The 19559-nt window shown below is 43.9% G+C and carries 16 protein-coding genes and 2 riboswitches; of the genes, 7 read left to right on the plus strand and 9 right to left on the minus strand.

Translation table 11 applies throughout. The features are described 5' to 3' along the window. The first annotated feature begins 113 nt into the window (after positions 1-113). Positions 114-1010, plus strand: a complete 897-nt coding sequence (locus tag QL982_RS11745) for an alpha/beta hydrolase (protein ID WP_290164930.1) — start codon at positions 114-116, stop codon at positions 1008-1010. 67 nt (positions 1011-1077) lie between these two features. Beyond that, positions 1078-1866 carry a CPBP family intramembrane glutamic endopeptidase gene (locus tag QL982_RS11750; RefSeq protein ID WP_290164928.1) on the plus strand — a complete coding sequence of 263 codons (789 nt, stop codon included), beginning with the start codon at positions 1078-1080 and terminating at the stop codon, positions 1864-1866. A gap of 68 nt (positions 1867-1934) precedes the next feature. Here the strand turns inward: QL982_RS11750 and dusA are convergent, their stop codons facing one another. The 3 genes from dusA to QL982_RS11765 all read right to left on the minus strand — a co-directional run bounded on the left by dusA (position 1935) and on the right by QL982_RS11765 (position 6248). Then, positions 1935-2906, minus strand: a complete 972-nt coding sequence (gene dusA / locus QL982_RS11755) for a tRNA dihydrouridine(20/20a) synthase DusA (protein ID WP_290164927.1) — start codon at positions 2904-2906, stop codon at positions 1935-1937. 113 nt (positions 2907-3019) lie between these two features. Beyond that, positions 3020-4324 carry an MFS transporter gene (locus QL982_RS11760; protein ID WP_290164925.1) on the minus strand — a complete coding sequence of 435 codons (1305 nt, stop codon included), beginning with the start codon at positions 4322-4324 and terminating at the stop codon, positions 3020-3022. A 289-nt stretch (positions 4325-4613) separates the two neighbouring features. Next, entirely contained in the window at positions 4614-6248 is a 1635-nt protein-coding gene (locus QL982_RS11765; RefSeq protein ID WP_290164922.1) for a phospholipase D family protein, read from the minus strand. A 578-nt stretch (positions 6249-6826) separates the two neighbouring features. Between QL982_RS11765 and QL982_RS11770 the strand changes: the two genes are divergently transcribed. The 4 genes from QL982_RS11770 (at position 6827) to QL982_RS11785 (ending at position 10732) form a co-directional block, all read left to right on the plus strand. Beyond that, positions 6827-8119 (plus strand): O-succinylhomoserine sulfhydrylase, encoded by a 1293-nt coding sequence (locus tag QL982_RS11770; RefSeq protein ID WP_290164921.1) that lies wholly within the window; start codon positions 6827-6829, stop codon positions 8117-8119. 99 nt (positions 8120-8218) lie between these two features. Next, positions 8219-8548 (plus strand): YbaB/EbfC family nucleoid-associated protein, encoded by a 330-nt coding sequence (locus QL982_RS11775; RefSeq protein ID WP_290164919.1) that lies wholly within the window; start codon positions 8219-8221, stop codon positions 8546-8548. Between the two features lie 107 nt (positions 8549-8655). Continuing rightward, on the plus strand, positions 8656-9249 hold the full coding sequence (gene recR / locus QL982_RS11780) for a recombination mediator RecR (protein ID WP_290190339.1): 594 nt from the start codon (positions 8656-8658) through the stop codon (positions 9247-9249). A gap of 136 nt (positions 9250-9385) precedes the next feature. Continuing rightward, on the plus strand, positions 9386-10732 hold the full coding sequence (locus tag QL982_RS11785; protein WP_290164917.1) for an HRDC domain-containing protein: 1347 nt from the start codon (positions 9386-9388) through the stop codon (positions 10730-10732). A gap of 23 nt (positions 10733-10755) precedes the next feature. On the opposite strand, the gene QL982_RS11790 is transcribed toward QL982_RS11785, so the two are convergent. The 6 genes from QL982_RS11790 to gcvT form a co-directional block, all read right to left on the minus strand. Beyond that, a complete protein-coding gene (locus tag QL982_RS11790; RefSeq protein ID WP_290164915.1) occupies positions 10756-11328 on the minus strand; it encodes a hypothetical protein in 573 nt (190 codons plus the stop codon). Between the two features lie 266 nt (positions 11329-11594). Then, entirely contained in the window at positions 11595-12269 is a 675-nt protein-coding gene (locus QL982_RS11795; protein WP_290164913.1) for an alpha/beta fold hydrolase, read from the minus strand. Positions 12270-12698: 429 nt separating this feature from the next. After that, complete coding sequence (gcvP, locus tag QL982_RS11800) at positions 12699-15596, minus strand: aminomethyl-transferring glycine dehydrogenase (protein ID WP_290163996.1); 2898 nt, start codon at positions 15594-15596, stop codon at positions 12699-12701. 74 nt (positions 15597-15670) lie between these two features. Next, positions 15671-16429, minus strand: coding sequence for a nitroreductase family protein (locus tag QL982_RS11805; RefSeq protein WP_290163999.1), 759 nt, complete (start codon positions 16427-16429; stop codon positions 15671-15673). A gap of 257 nt (positions 16430-16686) precedes the next feature. Beyond that, the gene (gene gcvH, locus QL982_RS11810) at positions 16687-17067 is read right to left on the minus strand and encodes a glycine cleavage system protein GcvH (protein WP_290164000.1); all 381 of its coding nucleotides are present in this window, start codon (positions 17065-17067) and stop codon (positions 16687-16689) included. An 85-nt stretch (positions 17068-17152) separates the two neighbouring features. After that, entirely contained in the window at positions 17153-18325 is a 1173-nt protein-coding gene (gene gcvT, locus QL982_RS11815; RefSeq protein ID WP_290164002.1) for a glycine cleavage system aminomethyltransferase GcvT, read from the minus strand. A gap of 168 nt (positions 18326-18493) precedes the next feature. Beyond that, positions 18494-18642: riboswitch (glycine riboswitch) on the minus strand. 57 nt (positions 18643-18699) lie between these two features. Next, positions 18700-18838: riboswitch (glycine riboswitch) on the minus strand. A 270-nt stretch (positions 18839-19108) separates the two neighbouring features. On the opposite strand from gcvT, the gene QL982_RS11820 reads away from it, so the two are divergent. Beyond that, a complete protein-coding gene (locus QL982_RS11820; protein ID WP_290164004.1) occupies positions 19109-19429 on the plus strand; it encodes a YcgL domain-containing protein in 321 nt (106 codons plus the stop codon). Positions 19430-19559 lie beyond the last annotated feature (130 nt).

Raw genomic sequence — 19559 nt, forward strand, 5'->3', positions numbered from 1 at the left:
AGTATTCGATCTGGTATTCTTTTATATTAACTATGGTTATGTCTGATGACAGCATACTTTTTAGAACACCACCAAAACAACATATAACCCAAACGATCCTGCGAGAGCCTGTCATGAGTGAAAAAATAGATTTGCAAACTTTTTCTGCACTGCCTGTCTCTAAAATAACGAACAAGCCGGTGCTACATTTTGCCCATGCCAATGGGATGCCAAGTGCCGTTTATGAGCCATTTTTTAAAGGTTTGTCAGCGTTTTTTACGATTGAGTATATTGCGATGTTGGGCGACACCCCCGATTATCCAGTGGACGATCATTGGCACAGTCTCACGCAGCAAATCATCGATAGCGTAAAATCTGCTTGCCAAAAGCATGGCGTCGCACAGGTAGTAGGAGTAGGGCATTCGCTTGGTGCGATGTGTACGTTGCAGGCACTGTATCGTACGCCCGAACTATTTTCTCAAGCGGTGCTCATGGATCCGCCTTGGATTTATGGCAAAGTCAGCTTGCTATGGCATGTGGCAAAGACAGTAGACAGACTGCCGCTTATGAATAATCGTCTGATGGATAAGCTATCCCCCGCTGGCGTGTCTAAGCACCGCCGCGATGTGTGGGATAGCCGAACCGATGCGTATGAAAAAATGCGGCATAAAGGGTTTTTTAAAAACTTTGATGAACGCAGCTTTCAAGGATACATCGATCATGGTCTGCATGAGCGTGCGGATGGCAAAGTGACATTGGCTATTCCTAAAGCCAGCGAAGTGGCCGTATTCCGTACCAATCCATCATGGTATTGGCTGGCACCAAATCGGGGGCCCAAAGTCCCTGTTACATTGATTATTGGTCAAGACAGTATCTTTTTAAAGCGTCGCTTTCCGCAGCAGATAAAATTGCGCTTGGGTATTCCTTATGAAACTCACGAAGGGGGTCATATGTTCCCACTTGAGTATCCAGAATCTGTTTCATCACAGGTTTTGACAGTGATTGAGCAACAACTGTCAAAACAAAAATAATTAACACACCATCATTTGTGCTTGCGGTTGATGCAGGCTGATAGAGTATTTTTTAAGTGATATCTTTATGCCAAAAAACATAACTGCTTCACCCGACATTGCCGCCTCGTCTGAGCTTACGCCGCTATTTTCACGCTGGGGTACGTTCTGGCTAACAGTCGGAATGGTCTTTGCATTTTTTATCAGTCAGCTGTTTGGGGTGTATATCGCTGGCAAGCTGGTTTTGCCTGCTGCCAAAAAAGCATCGATAGGGGATATATTCTTTTTTGGCAGCAATGATGGAACGGTCGTCAGCCTTTCTATACTTATCGGTTGTGTCTTACTGCTGGCATTGAGTGTGCTCATTATTCGTTTGAAAAGGGGCATGCTGCGTCAGTATCTGGCATTAAAGCCATTTTCAGTTTCGGTAGGTATGAGGGTGCTTGGGCTGCTATTGGTATTCATGATTGCCAGTCAAGCGTTGACATATATGCTCGATATGACGCCGCTGGTATTTGTAGATCCTCTCTACCAATCTGTCAGTTCAGTATGGCTATTGGTCTTTGCAATAGTCGTCGTCGCCCCAATTTATGAAGAGGTGGTCTTTCGCGGCATATTATGGTCAGCCATCACAGAGCAGTTTACGGCGCCGTCATATTCAGAAAACCACGGTGCGATCGTCGCCAGCATGGTGACGAGTTTGATATTTGCCGTTATCCATGTGCAGTACGGCATCTATGAGATCAGTACCATCGTAGTGTTGGCATTGATATTTTGCTATGCGCGTATCAAGTCAGGCTCGCTATTACTGCCAATCGTATTACACATTGTCAATAATGGTGCAGCGATGTGGCAGTATGTCGCACAATCAACGTAAACTACATGACAGCCACAGTAGCGGCCATCATGCGAGTGCTATCAAGTTCATTCTGCAGTAGAACTGATCTAGGCATCAGGATTTAACGACAACACTTCATCGGCCGCTCGTTTGACATCATCAAGTATTAGCTGAGGTTTGCCGCTCAAGGCTTGGCGCCATTTACGCGCCCCCACCAGACCTTGGAATAACCCTAGGTAATGTCGCGTCATCGTCGGCAGCGCTTCCCCTTTTTTGATGTGCTCTTCTAGGTAAGGGTATAGCTGCTCTAGAATTTCTGAGCGTTTCGGAATTGCCTCGCCCCACAAGCTATTGGCTTCGGCTAATAGATATGGGTTGTGATAAAACGCCCGACCAATCATCACACCATCGACATGCTGCAAGTGTGTTTTGATGTCCTCTAACGTATCAATACCACCATTGATTTCGATGTCTAGTTCAGGGAAGTCCTGTTTTAAACGGTACACATCATCGTAACGCAGCGGTGGTATTTCGCGGTTTTGCTTGGGGCTCAGCCCTTGTAGCCATGCCGTACGTGCATGCACGATAAAGCGTGTACAGCCAGCGTCTGCCACTGTCTGCACAAAATCCACCATAAACTCATAGCTGTCAAAGTCATCAATACCAATACGATGCTTTACTGTCACTGGTATGTCGACGGCGGCTTGCATATGCTTGACCAAATCAGCAACGGTCTTAGGCTCTGCCATCAGACAGGCACCTATCTTATTATGCTGTACACGATCAGAGGGGCAACCAACGTTGATATTGACTTCATCGTAGCCATACTGTTGAGCAAATTCGGTGCACTGAGTCATCTCATGGATATCTGCACCACCGAGCTGTAAGACAAGAGGGTGCTCGAGCGTATCGAAGCGCAAGTGCCGTGCTCGATTGCCATGTATCAATGCACCAGTGCTAATCATTTCGGTATATAGATAGGTATGCGGATTAAACAACCGCGCAAAATAACGGTAATCTGTCGTAGTCCAGTCGATCATTGGCGCAATTGAAAGTCGCTTATTGGTCATATCAACCATGGTTGTTGAACCTTAATATTTGTGTCTTAAAAAAAAGGATAAGGTGCAATGGAAGAGACATACCATTGCACCTTAATTTCAAGCATTATGCAGATCGGTTGTTGAGCAATTATTTATAAAATAACATGATCAATTTTTTTAAATTCAGGCAGGTTATAAAAATAAAGCCCCATGATAATACCGATAAAGCCGATAAAGGCAATGTATAGCGCTGGTGAAAAGCTGACGAGAGTCGTGGCGTAACCCAAACCAAAAGGTATTAGCACCCCAACGATACCGTAGGTGATATTATAACAAAAAGCGATGCCTGTGAGACGCACGTTGGTCGGAAATAACTGCACAAGGATGGCGGGTATCATCCCAATGATGCCAGCACAAAAACCCAGAAGCGCATACATAATTAAAATGTAATCACCACCAGCTTGCAGATGGTAAAAGAAGGCCAGCATTTGTCCAATAAGTAGAATTGAACCAGCCACCAAAATCTTGCCAAAATTTTCATGATTAGAAATCAGCCCATAAAATATGCAGCCAAAAATCATAAAGATAATACCCAAACTATGGGAGAAACCAAATAAATCACTGTCTAATGTAAAATTTATTTCGATCAAGTCTGGTAGTAGCAAAACGACAACAGACGTAATGCTAGCAATCATCAACGTCAGTACCATGCCGACAAATAGGGAATGCTTGCAATGTTTAAAGAGTATCGTAAGTGGCTTGCCAGCGTTTTTACCCACCTTTGGCTTTTCGAGTGCCAGAAAAAACGGTGTCTCCCCAACGAATCGCCAAACGAGTAACGGTAAAAAGCTTAGGCTCGCCGCAACTAAAAATGGCAATCGCCAACCATAATCAGTCAGCTGAGCCGTTGTCATAAAGCTAGACAGCCACATAAAAAATGCATTTGAGAACAGTACGCCCACAAAGAAGCTGGACGTGACATAGCTACAGGCGACTGATAAATACTGCCGAGGCACATGCTCTGCCACAAACACCCAGGATAGTGGTACATACAGTCCAAACGCCATGCCCTGTATGATTCTCAACAGAATAAATAGAGCAGGTGCAATGACGCCCCACTGAGCATAAGTAGGCAGGCAGGCCATTGCGAGCAAACTACACGTAGTCACGAGCAGGCTAATCAGTAGCGTCGGTTTTCGACCTTTGATATCACCATAACGGCCAAAGAGAATACCACCGAATGGACGTGCCAAATAACCGATGACAAAAAGCCCAAGTCCTTGCAACTTTGCAACTTTCGGGTCAGTACCAGCAGGAAAAAACGCCGCTGAAACAATGTCTGCAATGTACAAGTAAATCAAAAAATCAAAAAACACCACCGCACTGATAAAACTAATAAACAGTACTATATTTTTGTCTTTAGTAGACATTAAGGCGTATTGGGAACGAGACGGCATAATAGATCACACATCCACAGAGTAAAGTGCTCATTAAGGCGATCATCGTTTTGATAATCAGCCATGATAAAAAACCAGAAAATCAATGTACACAGAACATGATTTGCCGACATAGGGCGTGTTGAATATTCACAAATAGGCTCTGTCAGTGCCATGGTCGAATATCAAACACGGCCTAATAACTTGGATCTTTTGAGTCAAAATATATTAGTTGTAATCTGTTCACTTAATAAAGAGTGAATGACAAAACGGAAGACGCTAAATTTTGCCGATCCAATAGTTTTGTTGCTTATAGCAGCCAGTCAATGGGTAGCCAAGACATGATAGTCAGCCAAACGTGGTCACTCATGTCCACTCGCGGCTCTGAGTCATAGACTACTTTTTCGCCTTTCTCTATGGTATGCCATTGCAAGTGGCCATTGTCTAGCAGTTTGACTTCATACGCTTGATTCAATAGATCATCGCTCAACGCCCCATGCAGCTGCCTTGCTAGCTCATCATCATTGATGACCACACCCATTTCGGTATTGATATTGGCAGAGCGAGGATCGACGTTATATGAACCAATAAAGACTTGATAATCGTCCACGGCAAACGTTTTTGCATGCAAGCTGGTCGATGATTGACTACGTGCTCGCCACAGTTTGTTATCACGTTTTTCTTCAGCAGCGGTTGATTTTAGCTCATATATCTTTACCCCTGATCGAAGCAGGCTAGGTCGCCATTGGCTATAACCAGAATGAACGGCAGTGACATCGGTCGCATCAAAAGAGTTGGTCAAAATCTTGATATCGACGCCAGCTTCAGCCAGTTTGACCAAGGTCTCAACGCCGTCTTTGGTCGGTACAAAATAAGAGGAAATAATCGTCAGTTTTTTGGTGGGACTACCGAGTAAATTGCGCAATTGATGAACCAGATTGGTATCGGCAGGGACCGTTTTGGTCAACTTGCCAACATCATCACTCAAAAACTGCATGTCTGTCCAACGAAAGGGCACGCGTTTATTGATTAAGTCACTGTCTATCGTCGAGTCTTCGATGGCAGCCTTATAGACAGTCAAGCTACTGCCTTCGTTGTTTTGCTCATCCAAACCTAGCTTGTCTAATGCCTTTAAAAAATCAGGCGTGACGTCATTATCAAACTTGGCTAAGGTTTCGATATCAAATGATAAAGGCGATGACCAATAGCTATCAAAACTGTTGTCAATATCTGCGACGACTCTACCGATCAGTAAAACATCCAAATCGGCAAACTGGCTATTTTGGTCATTACTGAGATATTCATTACCGATATTACGCCCACCGATAATGGTAATCTGCTTATCAAAGGTCATGCTCTTGTTGTGCATACGGCGATTGATACGCGGCAAACCTGTCACATAGTTCAACGTCGGAAATTTACGATGCATCAAAGGATTGATAATACGCACCGCGATATTGGGATGACTGGCAAAGCGCAATAAATGCTGATCAAACTTTGCACTGTTATTAAAATCATCTAACAACAAGCGCACAATGACGCCGCGCTCCGCCGCCTCCCACAAATCTTTTAACAATAGCTGCCCAGCTTGATCATTATGCCAAATATAGTATTGCGCATCGATATTACGCGTGGCCATATCCGTCAAGATGCTACGCGCCGCAAAAGCATTCGCTCCCGTCACGATTGGATGATAGCCGGACAAGTCTGGATGAATATCGTTCTGCGCACTAATGGCAGCGACCAGATCAGTGTTACTGGTTTTAATTGCCTCACCTTGCTGGTTTTGGTCGGTTGAATATAAAGCGTTTACTCGTGCTGATAATGCTTGGCTCTCAGCCAAATGTGGCTGCTTGGGCAAACTCTGGCAAGCACTAAGACCTAAGGTAAGTCCAAGTGTTAGACTCAACGATAAGCTGCTTGGTTCTATACTGAACATCGACATAACGAATTTACCTTGGTGAGCATAAATGTACTGATTAATCGTTTTTTCATTTTGACGCTGTTTTTTGAGAAGTTTTGCCTAATTATAAAGGTAATGCCATCAGCAAAATCTAAATGGTCGCTAAGCTTAGCAGCTGTTTCGATATCTGCCTATTATAAATACGTTATTTTTGTTAGATTTGACGCACAAAATCATGGCTTTTTTAAGCAGTATTTAAGTATATATGTGGCAAAATTTAAGCGTTAATATGTAGATGCTTTAGGGCGTGCCCTCAATTCAATCGATAGTCATCTAAATGGGTTAAAAATGGCTAAATTTTGCCAAACAGCGTCAAATAGCTGACTAATATCTCGATATTATCTGCGCTATTTTCCTTGTTTGACTGCGATTTATTTCATTTTTATCACCATTTTTAAAATGAGGACATGCCCTAGTATTCGAAAATAATATTTAAGGACTATCTGAAACCAGCTGTGCGGAATAAGTCAACATGGTATGATAACGATGATACATTCGATTGATAAGCAAAAAAATAAGCAGTCATTCTATATCAACCAGAATAAAGCAACGGAACGTCTATGAGTCAGTCGCAAACGAAAGATGAGCGCAGTGTGAACCAAAAAAACTCAACCGATAATTTAGATCCAAACTGGCGCAGCGATGCGCTAGATTTAGGGCTTGATTATGGCATGCAGACCATTGCAGTGCGGGCAGGTCAACACCGTACCGACGAGGGTGAGCATTCAGAGCCTATCTTTACCACCAGCTCTTATGTTTATCGCTCAGCTGCTGATGCCGCGGCTCATTTTGACGGTACAAAAACAGGTAATGTCTACTCTCGTCATACCAATCCAAGCGTACGTACCTTTGAACGTCGTTTAGCCGCACTAGAAAACGGTGAACGTGCTGTTGCGACTGCCTCTGGTATGGGGGCTATCTTGACCATGTGTTTGGCATACCTAAAAGCGGGCGACCATCTGCTCGCGGCCAACCAATTATTCGGCTCATCTATCGGTCTATTCAACAATTATATGGCCAAATTCGGTGTTGAAGTCAGCTATGTTGATTGCTTCGATAATGAGGCATGGGCAAATGCTATTCAACCAAATACCAAAGTGATTTATTGCGAAAGCCCAAGTAATCCGTTGGCGCAGATTTGCGACCTTGGTTATCTCAGTCAGCTATGCAAAGCCAATGATGTATTACTCGTCGTTGATAATTGTTTTGCGACACCAGCCTTGCAGCGTCCATTGGATTTGGGTGCCGATGTGGTCATTCACTCTGCCACCAAATATTTGGATGGTCAGGGTCGGGTATTGGGCGGCGCGCTGGTCGGTAGTGATAAACTGATGCAAGAGGCATTTACCGTTGTGCGCTCAGGCGGTATCAGTATGAGTCCGTTCAATGCTTGGGTATTTACCAAGGGGCTTGAGACGCTCAAATTACGTATGCAAGCGCATTGCCAAAATGCCAATCAAGTGGCAGAATTTTTGGTCAATCATCCTAATGTCAGTACCGTGCATTTCTCAGGTCTGAGTGACCATCCAGCTCATGAGCTTGCCACACGTCAGCATCATATGAAAGATGGCTACGGTGCTATCATGGGCTTCGAAGTCAAGGCATCTGATAGCCGCGATACCAAAGAAGCGGCTTGGCATGTGATTGATTCAACCCAAATGGTCTCTATCACCAATAACTTGGGCGATGCTAAAACCACGATTACTCATCCTGCGACCACCACGCATTTTCGCTTGACTGCTGAGGCTCGTGCTGAAGCTGGGGTCACAGATGGTTTGATTCGTCTATCAGTAGGTCTGGAAGATGTGGAAGATATTATCAAAGACTTGGCACGTGGTTTAGACAGTTTGTAAAGATAACGGTATAATCTCCAGTAACGCATGGCATGAACTTTACGTTATTAAGCATTAATCACAACTATATGCATTATCATAAAAAACAAAGAGGCAACTATGAACATTCAAGCATTAATGCAACAAGCACAAACGATGCAAAAGAAAGTAGAAACAAACGTTGAAAACGCTAAGAAAGAACTTGCGAATAAAGAAGTACAAGCAGAAGCGGGTAGTGGTCTAGTTAAAGTAACGATGACCGGTCGCCATGTGGTTAAGCGTTTGACCATTGATCCAAGTCTGCTAGAAGATGAGCCAGACATGATTGAAGATTTGATCGCTGCGGCCATCAACGATGCGGTTCGTCAAGCAGACGCGCTATACGAAGAAACGATGGCTGGTGCGACCTCAGGCATGGGTCTACCACCAGGTATGCAAGGCATGTTTTAAGCATTAAATACTTCATACTGAAGACAAAAATGGGGTTGTTATCGACACGATACGACCCCATTTTTATAGCTACGATTTATAAATTAAGTTAAATAAAGGAAGTAATGTTGCTTACAGCCAAATTTGATCAGCTGGTCAAACAGCTGCGAATCTTGCCAGGCGTTGGTCAAAAAAGCGCCCAACGAATGGCGCTACATCTGCTCACTAAAAAACGCCCACAAGGCATGGCACTCGCCCAAGCATTAGATGAAGCCATGCTTGATATTGTTGAATGTCAGCGTTGCCATAGCTTTAGTGATGAGGCTGTGTGCCCACTGTGCCAAGATATCAGACGTGATGACAGTCTGCTATGCGTGGTCGAGACGGCAGCAGATGTGATGGCCATTGAGCAAACAGCTGGCTACCGTGGTCGTTATTTTGTGTTGGGCGGGCATCTATCGCCAATTGATGGTGTCAGCGCCGATGATTTAAATATCGATCAACTGGTATGGCGAGTGAAGCAAGAGCCTGTCGAAGAGTTGATACTGGCAACGGGTACGACTGTCGAAGGTCAGACTACTGCGCACTTTATCAGTGAGGCTGTCAGCCGTCATGTCAATAAAGTCACACGTTTGGCACAAGGGGTGCCGATGGGCGGTGAGCTTGAGTACTTAGACAGTATGACACTTGGTCAAGCCATGCAAAACCGCTCTTTTTTATAGACTTGTTATAGTGTTTTTACCACCGTCAAGTCATGCCCATTTTATTTCTTGAAATTGTTATAATTGCTTTATTATTTCATTTTATTAAAACGTGGTTTAGCGTTTTATTTTCTCCTATCAATGCAGGTATCTGCCCGTGTCCAACAACGTTTCAAACGCTTCATCCCATTCGAGCTCTTCTAATAGCAATGATGGCTCCTTACAAGTCACTAATACTGAGCTACTGTCAGCAGCTCCGCCATGCGAGTCAGCTCCTAATACTTCGGATGTTGATGTGCTTGATACTGGCGTATTAGATATTGACGCACTATTAGATATTGCTGATGAAGTCGCCATTACTTGGATACGTAAGCAAAGCGAGTTGGATGAGGTTATTGATGCCTTAGCGACTTGCGGCCGTGTGGCACTAGATACTGAATTTATCAAGCGTGACACGTATTACCCACGCTTGGCACTCGTGCAGCTGAATACTGGCAATCATGTTTATTTGCTGGATGCACCGCAGTTGCAACTGACTGAGCTGTGGGAAGCACTACGTAAAGTAGAAGTGGCTATCTGGCATGCTTGCGGCGAAGACTTGGGCATTTTTTATCTGTTGTCTGGCTGTCCGCCGTTGACCAATATCTTTGATACGCAAATTGCATTGTCTTATCTGACGGGTCAATTACAAATGGGATATCAGCAGGCATTGGCTGACCAGTTAGATATGCATATCGATAAAGAACACAGTCAGTCTGATTGGCTCCAGCGTCCGTTGACAGATGAGCAAGAGCAATATGCGATTGATGATGTGCGGTTTTTGCCAGCGCTGTATCTAAGCCTTGAATATGAGCTAAAAAAACAAGGTCTTTACGATTATGTATGGGCAGATTGTCAGCTTTATGCCAGTGATTTATACAATACACAGCACGTTGAAGATGATGCGATGTACCTCACGATGGCAGATTATCGCTATAACTCACAGCAAATGGCGATACTCAAAGGAATTGCTACGTGGCGAGAAGAGCTGGCACGTGCGACCAATCAGCCCCGTACCTTTGTCATAAAGAAACAAGCAGTGCGTGAGATTGTCACTGAAAAACCAAACAGCATGCGAGAGCTGGCGCATAAAACGACGATGCATCGCAGTATGTTGCGACTGTATGGTGAAGAGCTGCTTAAGGTCATCAGAGATGCCAAGAGTCTACCGTATGCAGAGCATCCAGACTGTTTAGTGCCGCCGTATCGCTCAAAAAACAAAGTGCTATCAAAAGCAGTCCAGCAAGCGATTGATGACCACGCACGAGCTATCGGTGTCCCTGCCAGCGTGTTGATGCGTAAAAAATGGCTAGGACAGTTATACGAAGTGGTCGCTCTTGATAAAGATGTCAGCGAACTGCCGCAAGGGCTAAAAGGTTGGCGCAATGATTGGGTCGTGCAAACCTTGATTCCAGTGATTGAAAAGCACAAAACCGAATTGCAACAGGGTATGGGGGTTAAGTAAAGCGATTGTTGTTAACAAATAGGTTATTCGACCGTAGCCAGTCGTTGTGTAACGTCCATATCTTTGATTTGACAAGCATACTGTGAACTATAATAATTTAACATATCATTATTGATGGCAACAGCTGGTAATGGATCGTCGTATGTATTCATAAATCGTGTTTTGCCATCGACTTGAGTATAAATTGTATTTAAACGTTGATAGGTATTATTCGAACAATCTACTAAGAAGTGACTAATAATAGTCTCTAAAGGTTTATCAAAATTTAATAGTGCTTGATCGTTGATGTCGTCACTTACTTCAAATCCGTTTAGCATAACTATCTTTTCCCAATAATCTACTTTATCAGAGTCTTGATTTTCCATATTTACATTGACTACATCAGTGTACACTTCTACTTGCTCGTTACTAGCAACAAAACTCCAAAAAGGGTCTAAAGGTGGCTCATTTAACCTTATAACTTTGGACTGGTCGCTAAAATATGAGTAGACACCAAATAAGCCAGAGCAGAGTATTATGATAATTAATATTTTAAGATTATTTGGTTTAGTCTCTAAATAACTATATTTATTTGGATCAAATTCATTATTGTTCATTAGTTTATACTCGATTTAAATCCAACTTATTATCTAGGGTCTGTTGAACATATAAATATTAGGGCTGCTGATTGCTAAAATTACATCAAAATAGGCGCAAGGCGACGATAATGTCGAGACCTTAGCGAGGTTTGCAACAACGTTTGGCGAAATTGTTTCACCTAGAATAACTAGTCATCAAAAATTTCACTACATATTGTCTAAAAAATAGTGACTGCCAGAACCACATTTGAATGTTCAACAGACCCTATTCTTTTTTTGCTAATCTAAAGCTCAAACTTCCCATGTTTTAGAAAGTAAATGGCTTGTTTAGCGACTTCTTTATTAACCAGCATCCCAGTATGCGACACTGGCATAATAATATGGTCGGTGGCCGTAGTAAGCTTGGTTTCTTCCACATATACCGTCCCATCATGTGCAAGCTGCTCTTTAGATAGTGGCTTGTCCGCTTTGCGCAATTTCCGATTATGATAGGCTAGGATAGGTTGCCCTAAACCTTGCGCTTTATTGCCTGCTATGACGCCGAGTGTAATATGCGTTGGTAACGGTGCAACCGTGCCATCCAAAGCTTGCTCGTATGATTTACCGACAATCGCAGGAGCGAGTCGCCAAATATAATCGCCACTAATGCTGCCATTATGCGGCGTACCAAGCGTGACGCAGCGCCCAATTTTCCACTGGGGGTAGTGCGCTATAAAATCACGAATAATTAGCCCGCCCAAGCTGTGACCAACCAAATCTATTGGTTGATCTGGATGATGGTTTATTTCGAGCCAGCTATTAAGACGTGCACTATTGGTTTGAATACCATCGCGCATACTACGGTAGCCGTATTGATGAGTATCAAAACCTGCTGCTTGTAAACGTTTGGCCAAAGGTCGCATAATCCATGCCGTTTGGTGAAGACCGTGAATCAGAATGACGCGATTTTTCTGTTGCATGTTTACTCCAACACCATAAAAGTTATTTTATTATATCGATAAATACTATCATTATTTGCTGATGTTATTTAGGGTCTGTTGAACATTCAAATATTAGGGCTGCTGATTGCTAAAATTGCACCAAATTAGGCGCAAGCCGACGATAATGTCGAGACCTTAACTAGGATTGCAACAACGTTTGGGGTGATTTTAGCATCAGCCTTTCAGGGCAGTACTATTTTCTGCCAATATATGGCGAAATTGTTTAACCTAGAATGACTAGGCGTCAAAAATTTCACTGTATATTGTCTAAAAAATAGTGACTGCCAGCACCACATTTGAATGTTCAACAGACCCTAATAATGTACACACAAAATAAAACCTCCAAGTCAGCTACTGACTTGGAGGTTTGTGTTTAAAAATCTACTCATGGTTTATCAAAAACAATGATTACATATAGTTTTCGATACTTGGGCAAGAACACATTAGGTTCTTATCACCATAAGCGTCATCGACGCGTGCCACACTTGGCCAGAACTTGTTTGCACGGATGTAAGGCAGTGGGAATGCAGCAGTATCACGGCTGTACGGATACGTCCATTCACTACTGGTTATCATCGCAGCGGTATGCGGTGCGTTGACCAATGGATTGTTTTCTAACGTCCAGTTGTCTTCACCAGCTTTGGCTTTCAAGGCTTCCGCTTTGATAGATTTTAATGCATCAATAAAGCGATCCAGCTCTTCTTTTGACTCAGATTCTGTCGGTTCAATCATGAGCGTACCTGCTACTGGGAAACTCATGGTTGGTGAGTGGAAACCATAGTCCATCAAGCGCTTAGCAATATCGCTTTCTGTGATGCCAGTGTCTTCTTTTAATGGACGAATATCGATGATACATTCGTGCGCGACGCGGCCGTTTTTACCTGTATATAGCACAGGGTAGTGGTCTTTTAGTTGAGCGGCAACGTAGTTGGCATTTAGTAATGCAAGCTCAGTCGCTTTTAGCAAGCCATCACGGCCCATCATGGCAATATACATCCATGAGATAGGCAAGATGCTCGCTGAACCATAAGGTGCTGCTGAAACTGCTGAGCAGTCTTTTTGCGCGTTATGTACAGGGCTTAGGGTATGGTTGGCCATAAATGGTGCTAAATGTGCCTTCATGCCGATAGGACCCATACCTGGACCACCGCCACCATGTGGGATACAGAAAGTTTTATGCAAGTTCATATGCAGTACATCTGCACCAACGTCTGCAGGCTGCATCATGCCTACCTGAGCGTTCATGTTGGCACCATCCATATAGACTTGGCCGCCATGTTTATGAGTCAAATCGCAAATATGACGGATGCCTTCTTCGAACACACCATGCGTTGATGGGTAAGTGATCATCAAAGCACCTAGACGATCGCTATACTCTTCACATTTGGCCGTTAAGTCATCGATATCAACGTTGCCGTTGTCATCCGTTTTGACCACGACCACTTGCATACCCATCATCATAGCGGTAGCAGGGTTGGTGCCATGTGCCGACATTGGAATCAGGCAAATATCACGATTGGTTTCACCCAATGACTCATGATAACGGCGAATCGATAATAGACCTGCATATTCACCAGAGGCACCAGAGTTTGGCTGCATAGACACATCATCAAAACCAGTGATGGCTTTTAGTTGGTCTTGTAGGCTATCAATCATCGCGATATAACCAGTGACTTGATCGCGCGGTGCAAAAGGATGCACATTGGCGAATTCAGGCCAAGTGATTGGCAGCATTTCACTGGTGGCATTCAGCTTCATGGTACAGCTGCCCAAAGAAATCATGCTGCGGTTCATCGCCAAATCTTTGTCTTCAAGCGATTTCAGATAGCGCAGCATTTCATGCTCGGTGTGATGCGAGTTAAATACCGGATGGGTCAAGATATCATCGGTACGTAAATGTGCACTGTCGAGTGAGACGCGAGCGGTTTCAGGTAGCTCATGTGATTTATTGACGAACAGCTGAGTTAGAATGCTGAAGTCTTGCTCATCACTGATTTCACTGAAAGAAACGGCCAGTTTACTATCGCCCAGACGCCATAAGTTATAACCAACATTGTCCGCATTTTCAAAAATTTGGGTAGCAAGGCTTTCTGAACCGCAATCAACCACGACGGTATCAAAGAACTGATCATGTACCACATTCAAATTGCTGTCGTTCGCACCTTTAATCACATCAGCAAAGGCTGTGGCAAAAGCATGAATGCGAGTAGCAATACGTTTAACGCCATTTGGACCATGATAAACGGCATACATACCGGCTAAGTTGGCAAGCAATACTTGTGACGTACAGATGTTTGAATTGGCTTTTTCGCGGCGAATATGCTGCTCACGAGTTTGCAGAGCCATACGTAGCGCAGTATTGCCTTGCGAGTCTTTTGATACGCCAATGATACGGCCAGGTGCTGAGCGTTTGGCTTTATCAGAGAAAGCAAAGTATGCCGCGTGTGGACCACCAAAGCCCATTGGGATACCAAAGCGCTGCGTGCTACCTAGTGCAACGTCTGCACCCATGTCTGCTGGTGATTTTAGTAGTACCAAGCTCATGATGTCACTGACAACACTCACGTAAGTTTTGTTTTTCTTAACCTCAGCGATAACGTCTGTCAAATCTTTGACATCGCCTTCAACACCGACATATTGGAATAGGGCACCGAAGTAATCGCCTGATTTGGCGGTTTCGAAATCACCAACAACAACTTCCCAACCAAAGTATTGGGCGCGCGTTTTGATAACATCTAGGGTTTGTGGATAGATACGATCGTCAACGAAAAACTGTGTAGATTTGCTTTTGCTCACACGTTTTGACATTGCCATGGTTTCAGCAGCTGCGGTTGCTTCATCAAGCAACGATGCACCAGCCATTTCCAAACCAGTTAGATCAATACAAACTTGTTGGAAGTTAAGCAAAGCTTCTAGGCGACCTTGAGCAATTTCTGCTTGGTAAGGGGTATAAGCAGTATACCAACCTGGATTTTCAAGGACGTTACGTTGAATCACAGCAGGCATACGCACAGGTGAGTAACCTTGGCCGATATAGCTTTTCTTAACCGTGATGTCGTCTGCCATTGTACGCAATTTGGCTAAAGCCGCATGCTCACTCATGGCCACTGGCAAATCTAACTCTTTATGTAAACGTACTGGCTCAGGCACAGTATCATTGATAAAGCTTGCCATGTCTTGATAACCAACAGCGCTGAGTAGGTCAGCTTGCTTGGTTTCATTTGAGCCTAAATGGCGATAGACAAATTCAGCTTCGTTGAATAGTCCTTTGAAAGTATCAAACGTTGGGTTTTGAGAGATAGTCATGATAGTCCTTGGTTAAGGGAGTAATAGAGAAAATAACTAAAAGTAACAGCTAAAATAGTCGTTTGAATCGTGCATTAAACATAGTGCACAAATTGTGTCTGATCAAAGCGGAACTGGGTGTTATAAACGCCATTATCAGCGCGCTCACCTGCACCAATCATCATAATAATATGTTGATCGTCGCTCAAATTCAGTAATTGCTTCATGGCGGGCTCATCAAAGCCGCCCATTGCACAGCTATCAAACCCATAAGCGCGTAGTGCGAGCATCAGGTTTTCGGCCGCCAGAGCCGTGTTGTTGGTTGCCCAATTTTTGGTGTCTTCAAACGTGTAATAGGGTGACTTAATCGGACCTTTTACCCGTCTAAACACTTGAGTCGCACCCCATTTGGCCACTGAAGCCACGTTGGCAGGCCCTCGCAAAAAATCCATAGCAACGACTTTGGTGTAGTAGTCTTTGACCTGTTTTGCCACAGGTTTGTCAGGATATTCACGTAAAACTTGCTGAGCATGGTCACGCCAAACATCGGTACGAGCAACGACCGCAATCAAGCGTGCGGAGGTTTTTGCTGCATTTTGGTTCATGCAGTTTTTTACTGCGCGTTTGCGATTGTCAGCATCATCAATGACATAAAACTCCCACGGCTGTAGATTACTAGAATTAGGCGCTAGCATGGCCAAACGAAAACAGTCCGTCAACACCTCATCAGGTATCGGCGTATCGGTAAAACGACGAATTGAACGACGAGACTCCACCACTTCGCAAAACGCTTGTAGCTGCGGTGTATGAGTAGGTGTAGCGATGCTGTGTTTATTGTCAGGGTTGGGCTTCATATGCGAATCCATGCTGGTGATTGAATGATCTGTTTTCGTCATTATCGATAGCACATCTTCACTATCCTCTGACAAGTGATTGATACGAATAAACCAGGTAGCGATTGGAAGTAATAAATTGAGCGATGATCATTTTAGGATAATGTGTACAGATACCAGCTGATGCCAATATCTGTAATAACGGGTTGCATTTTTTGGTCTTATAAATAGCCATATTTAAATCAAATACGGCTTTAAGTCAGAGAACAAAGCTGATATTACAGCTCGTTTTCGTACTCATCAGCAGTCATCAATGCTTCATAATCAGCAATGTTGTCAGGCTTCATTCTAAAGAACCAACCTTCGCCATATGGGTCAGAGTTGATGATTTCTGGATCATCTTCTAATGCTTCGTTGATCGCGACCACTTCACCTGAGATAGGGGCATAGACGTCAGACGCTGCTTTTACAGACTCAACTACTGAGATTTCATCATCAAGAGCGATGATATCACCCACGTCTGGCAATTCAACAAACACCACGTCACCCAATAGGTCTTGAGCGTGGTCAGTGATACCCACAGTGATAGTACCGTCGTCTTCTAGGCGTAACCATTCGTGGCTGGCGATGTATTTTAATTCTGCTGGGATATTGCTCATGGTGTCTCTCCTAAGTGATAGAGGTTAATTAACAAGAATAGTAAAAGCTAAAGTGAATCAAGGCTAGTAATAGGATTCAGAAAGCTTATGAGTCAAACTGTTGCTTGCCATTACGGACAAAAGGTAACTTAAGAACGCGCACATCGATGAATTTACCTTTGCCGCGCAAATCGACTTGCACGCTATCATTGTCTGATACATTGGCAGGAATACGGGCAATCGCAATTGAATTTTTTAGGCTAGGGGAGAAGGTGCCACTGGTGATGATGCCAGTTTGCTCGTTGTCCGTGCCTTGATTGATGGTTACTGTCATGCCTTCACGCAATACGCCGCGAGTCGTGAGTAGTAGACCCACTTGCTTCATAGCGGTGTTGTCTTCTTTTGACTGCTTGCGTTTGCTGACAAGTGCGTCACGACCGACAAAATCACGCTCGTCTTTTAGCGCCAATGTCCAACCCATATTGCATTCATAAGGGCTAACGGATTCGTCCATATCGTGGCCATATAGGTTCATACCTGCTTCCATACGCAAGGTATCACGCGCGCCAAGACCAGCAGGTTTTACGCCATTGGCTTTTAATTGTTCAAAGAATGCTGGTGCATCGTCGGCATGCATAATGACTTCGACGCCATCTTCACCAGTATAGCCAGTACGAGCAACGAACCAATCAGCGCCTTCGATATCAGTCAAGTCAGCACCAACAAAGGGTTTTAGTCCTGCTAAAGTGTCAGCCCAGCTTGGCTTGGCATTTGCCAGTTTTTCGATGGCATTGGGGCCTTGAACCGCCAGCATAGCAAGCTCAGGACGTTCAGTAATAGTAATATCAAAGCCTTCGGCGACGGTCTTGAACTGTGCCATGTCTTTATCACGAGTGGCAGCATTTGAGACGATACGGTATTCGGTTTCTTCTGCATTCATCAGATAGACGATCAAATCATCGATGACGCCACCTTGCTCGTTGAGCATACCAGAATACAATGCTTTACCAGCGGTGGTGAGTTTGTTGACGTCGTTGGCGAGCAGCTTTTGTAGCCATGCTTTGCTGTCAGCACCTTTAACATCAGCCACAACCATATGTGAGACATCGAACATACCCGCATCAGTACGTACGGCTTCGTGCTCTTCGATTTGTGAACCGTAATGGATTGGTAATTCCCAACCAGAAAAGTCTACCAATTTGCCATCACTATCAACGTGAGACTGGTAAAGGGGTGTTCGTTTAGGGGCTTGAGTGGTGGTGTCTTGAGTGTCGGTCATAACAAATCCTTATGTGTACATCCATCGTACTCGGCAGAGTACTAAGGAATGCGCATTATCATAGTAGCAAGAGGCAATATTGCAAGGTGCAAACATTGCAACCAAGGGTAGCACAGAAAAAAAAGATAAAGCTATCAGCAAAACAGGCGCTGAACGTCGGTTTAAGCAAAAGCCCTATCTGTCCTGTGACCTGAGATTTTCAACACGAATCATCATGCATGGGCAGTTATATGAACCCTACAACTGATGATAGCGTATTTTCTCCCCTTCGGTGGGTAAGACGTTATTCGTTCTTACCGCTCTCCAGATTTGTTATGCCTTATGCTTGAGGGTGTAGTGCGCCTATGAGCGTTATACTACCAAACAAAAATGACATGTGTTTTTCAGTCCTTTTACCTGAGCGATTGGCAGGGTGGATGCGCCTTCGGTGGTTTGTAGCAGTTGATGTTTTTGTATGACCAATGCGGTTTGATACAAAACCTATGCTTACAAACGCTCTCCTGAAAAACGCTTTTATTATGAAAGGTTCAAGACGCTTTTACAAGTCATCAAAGCCATTAAAACAAATAAATTTGGCAAAAATGACTTTTTAGGAGAATAAATGGGCATGGCAACGGTAAATTGACGACCTTTATGGCTATTTTGTTGTATAGGACTCAAAGCGACTGTGCATAGAAAAACGTAAAATCACGATCGATTACTACCAATTACCATCGAAAGTGACTACTGATATTTACCTAAAATATGCTAACCTACGCGCATAGTTTCTGATAGGTGGTTTTTATGCATTGCGATATTTATAAATTTCCCAAACATGACGACATGTATATCTACATTGCGCGTCCTGATTATCCTAATGATACTGACGAAATCAAAGACTGGCTTGGCGTGTTACCAAAAGATTTTCGGGCAGGCTTAGGCCGTAGTAAGTTTGTCATGCATCTAGATTTGGCAGCTACGCCAACGCTGGCTCGAGTTGATAAAGCAGAAGTATTGGCAAAACTGGAGTCACAAGGCTATTTTGTGCAGATGCCACCGCAAGATGTCATGCGCCGCCAAGCAGAGCTGCGTGCCCGCGAAGCGCAAGATAATATTTATGATTGATAAGTTTTGGTTGATAGGTTCATTGGCAAAAGTGCGAGGCCAAATGAATTCGAATATTAGGGTCTGTTGAACATTCAAATATTAGGGCTGCTGATTGCTAAAATTGCACCAAATTAGGCGCAAGCCGACG

Origin of the sequence: Psychrobacter sp. 5A.1, assembly GCF_030407455.1 — a bacterium.
GTDB lineage: Bacteria > Pseudomonadota > Gammaproteobacteria > Pseudomonadales > Moraxellaceae > Psychrobacter.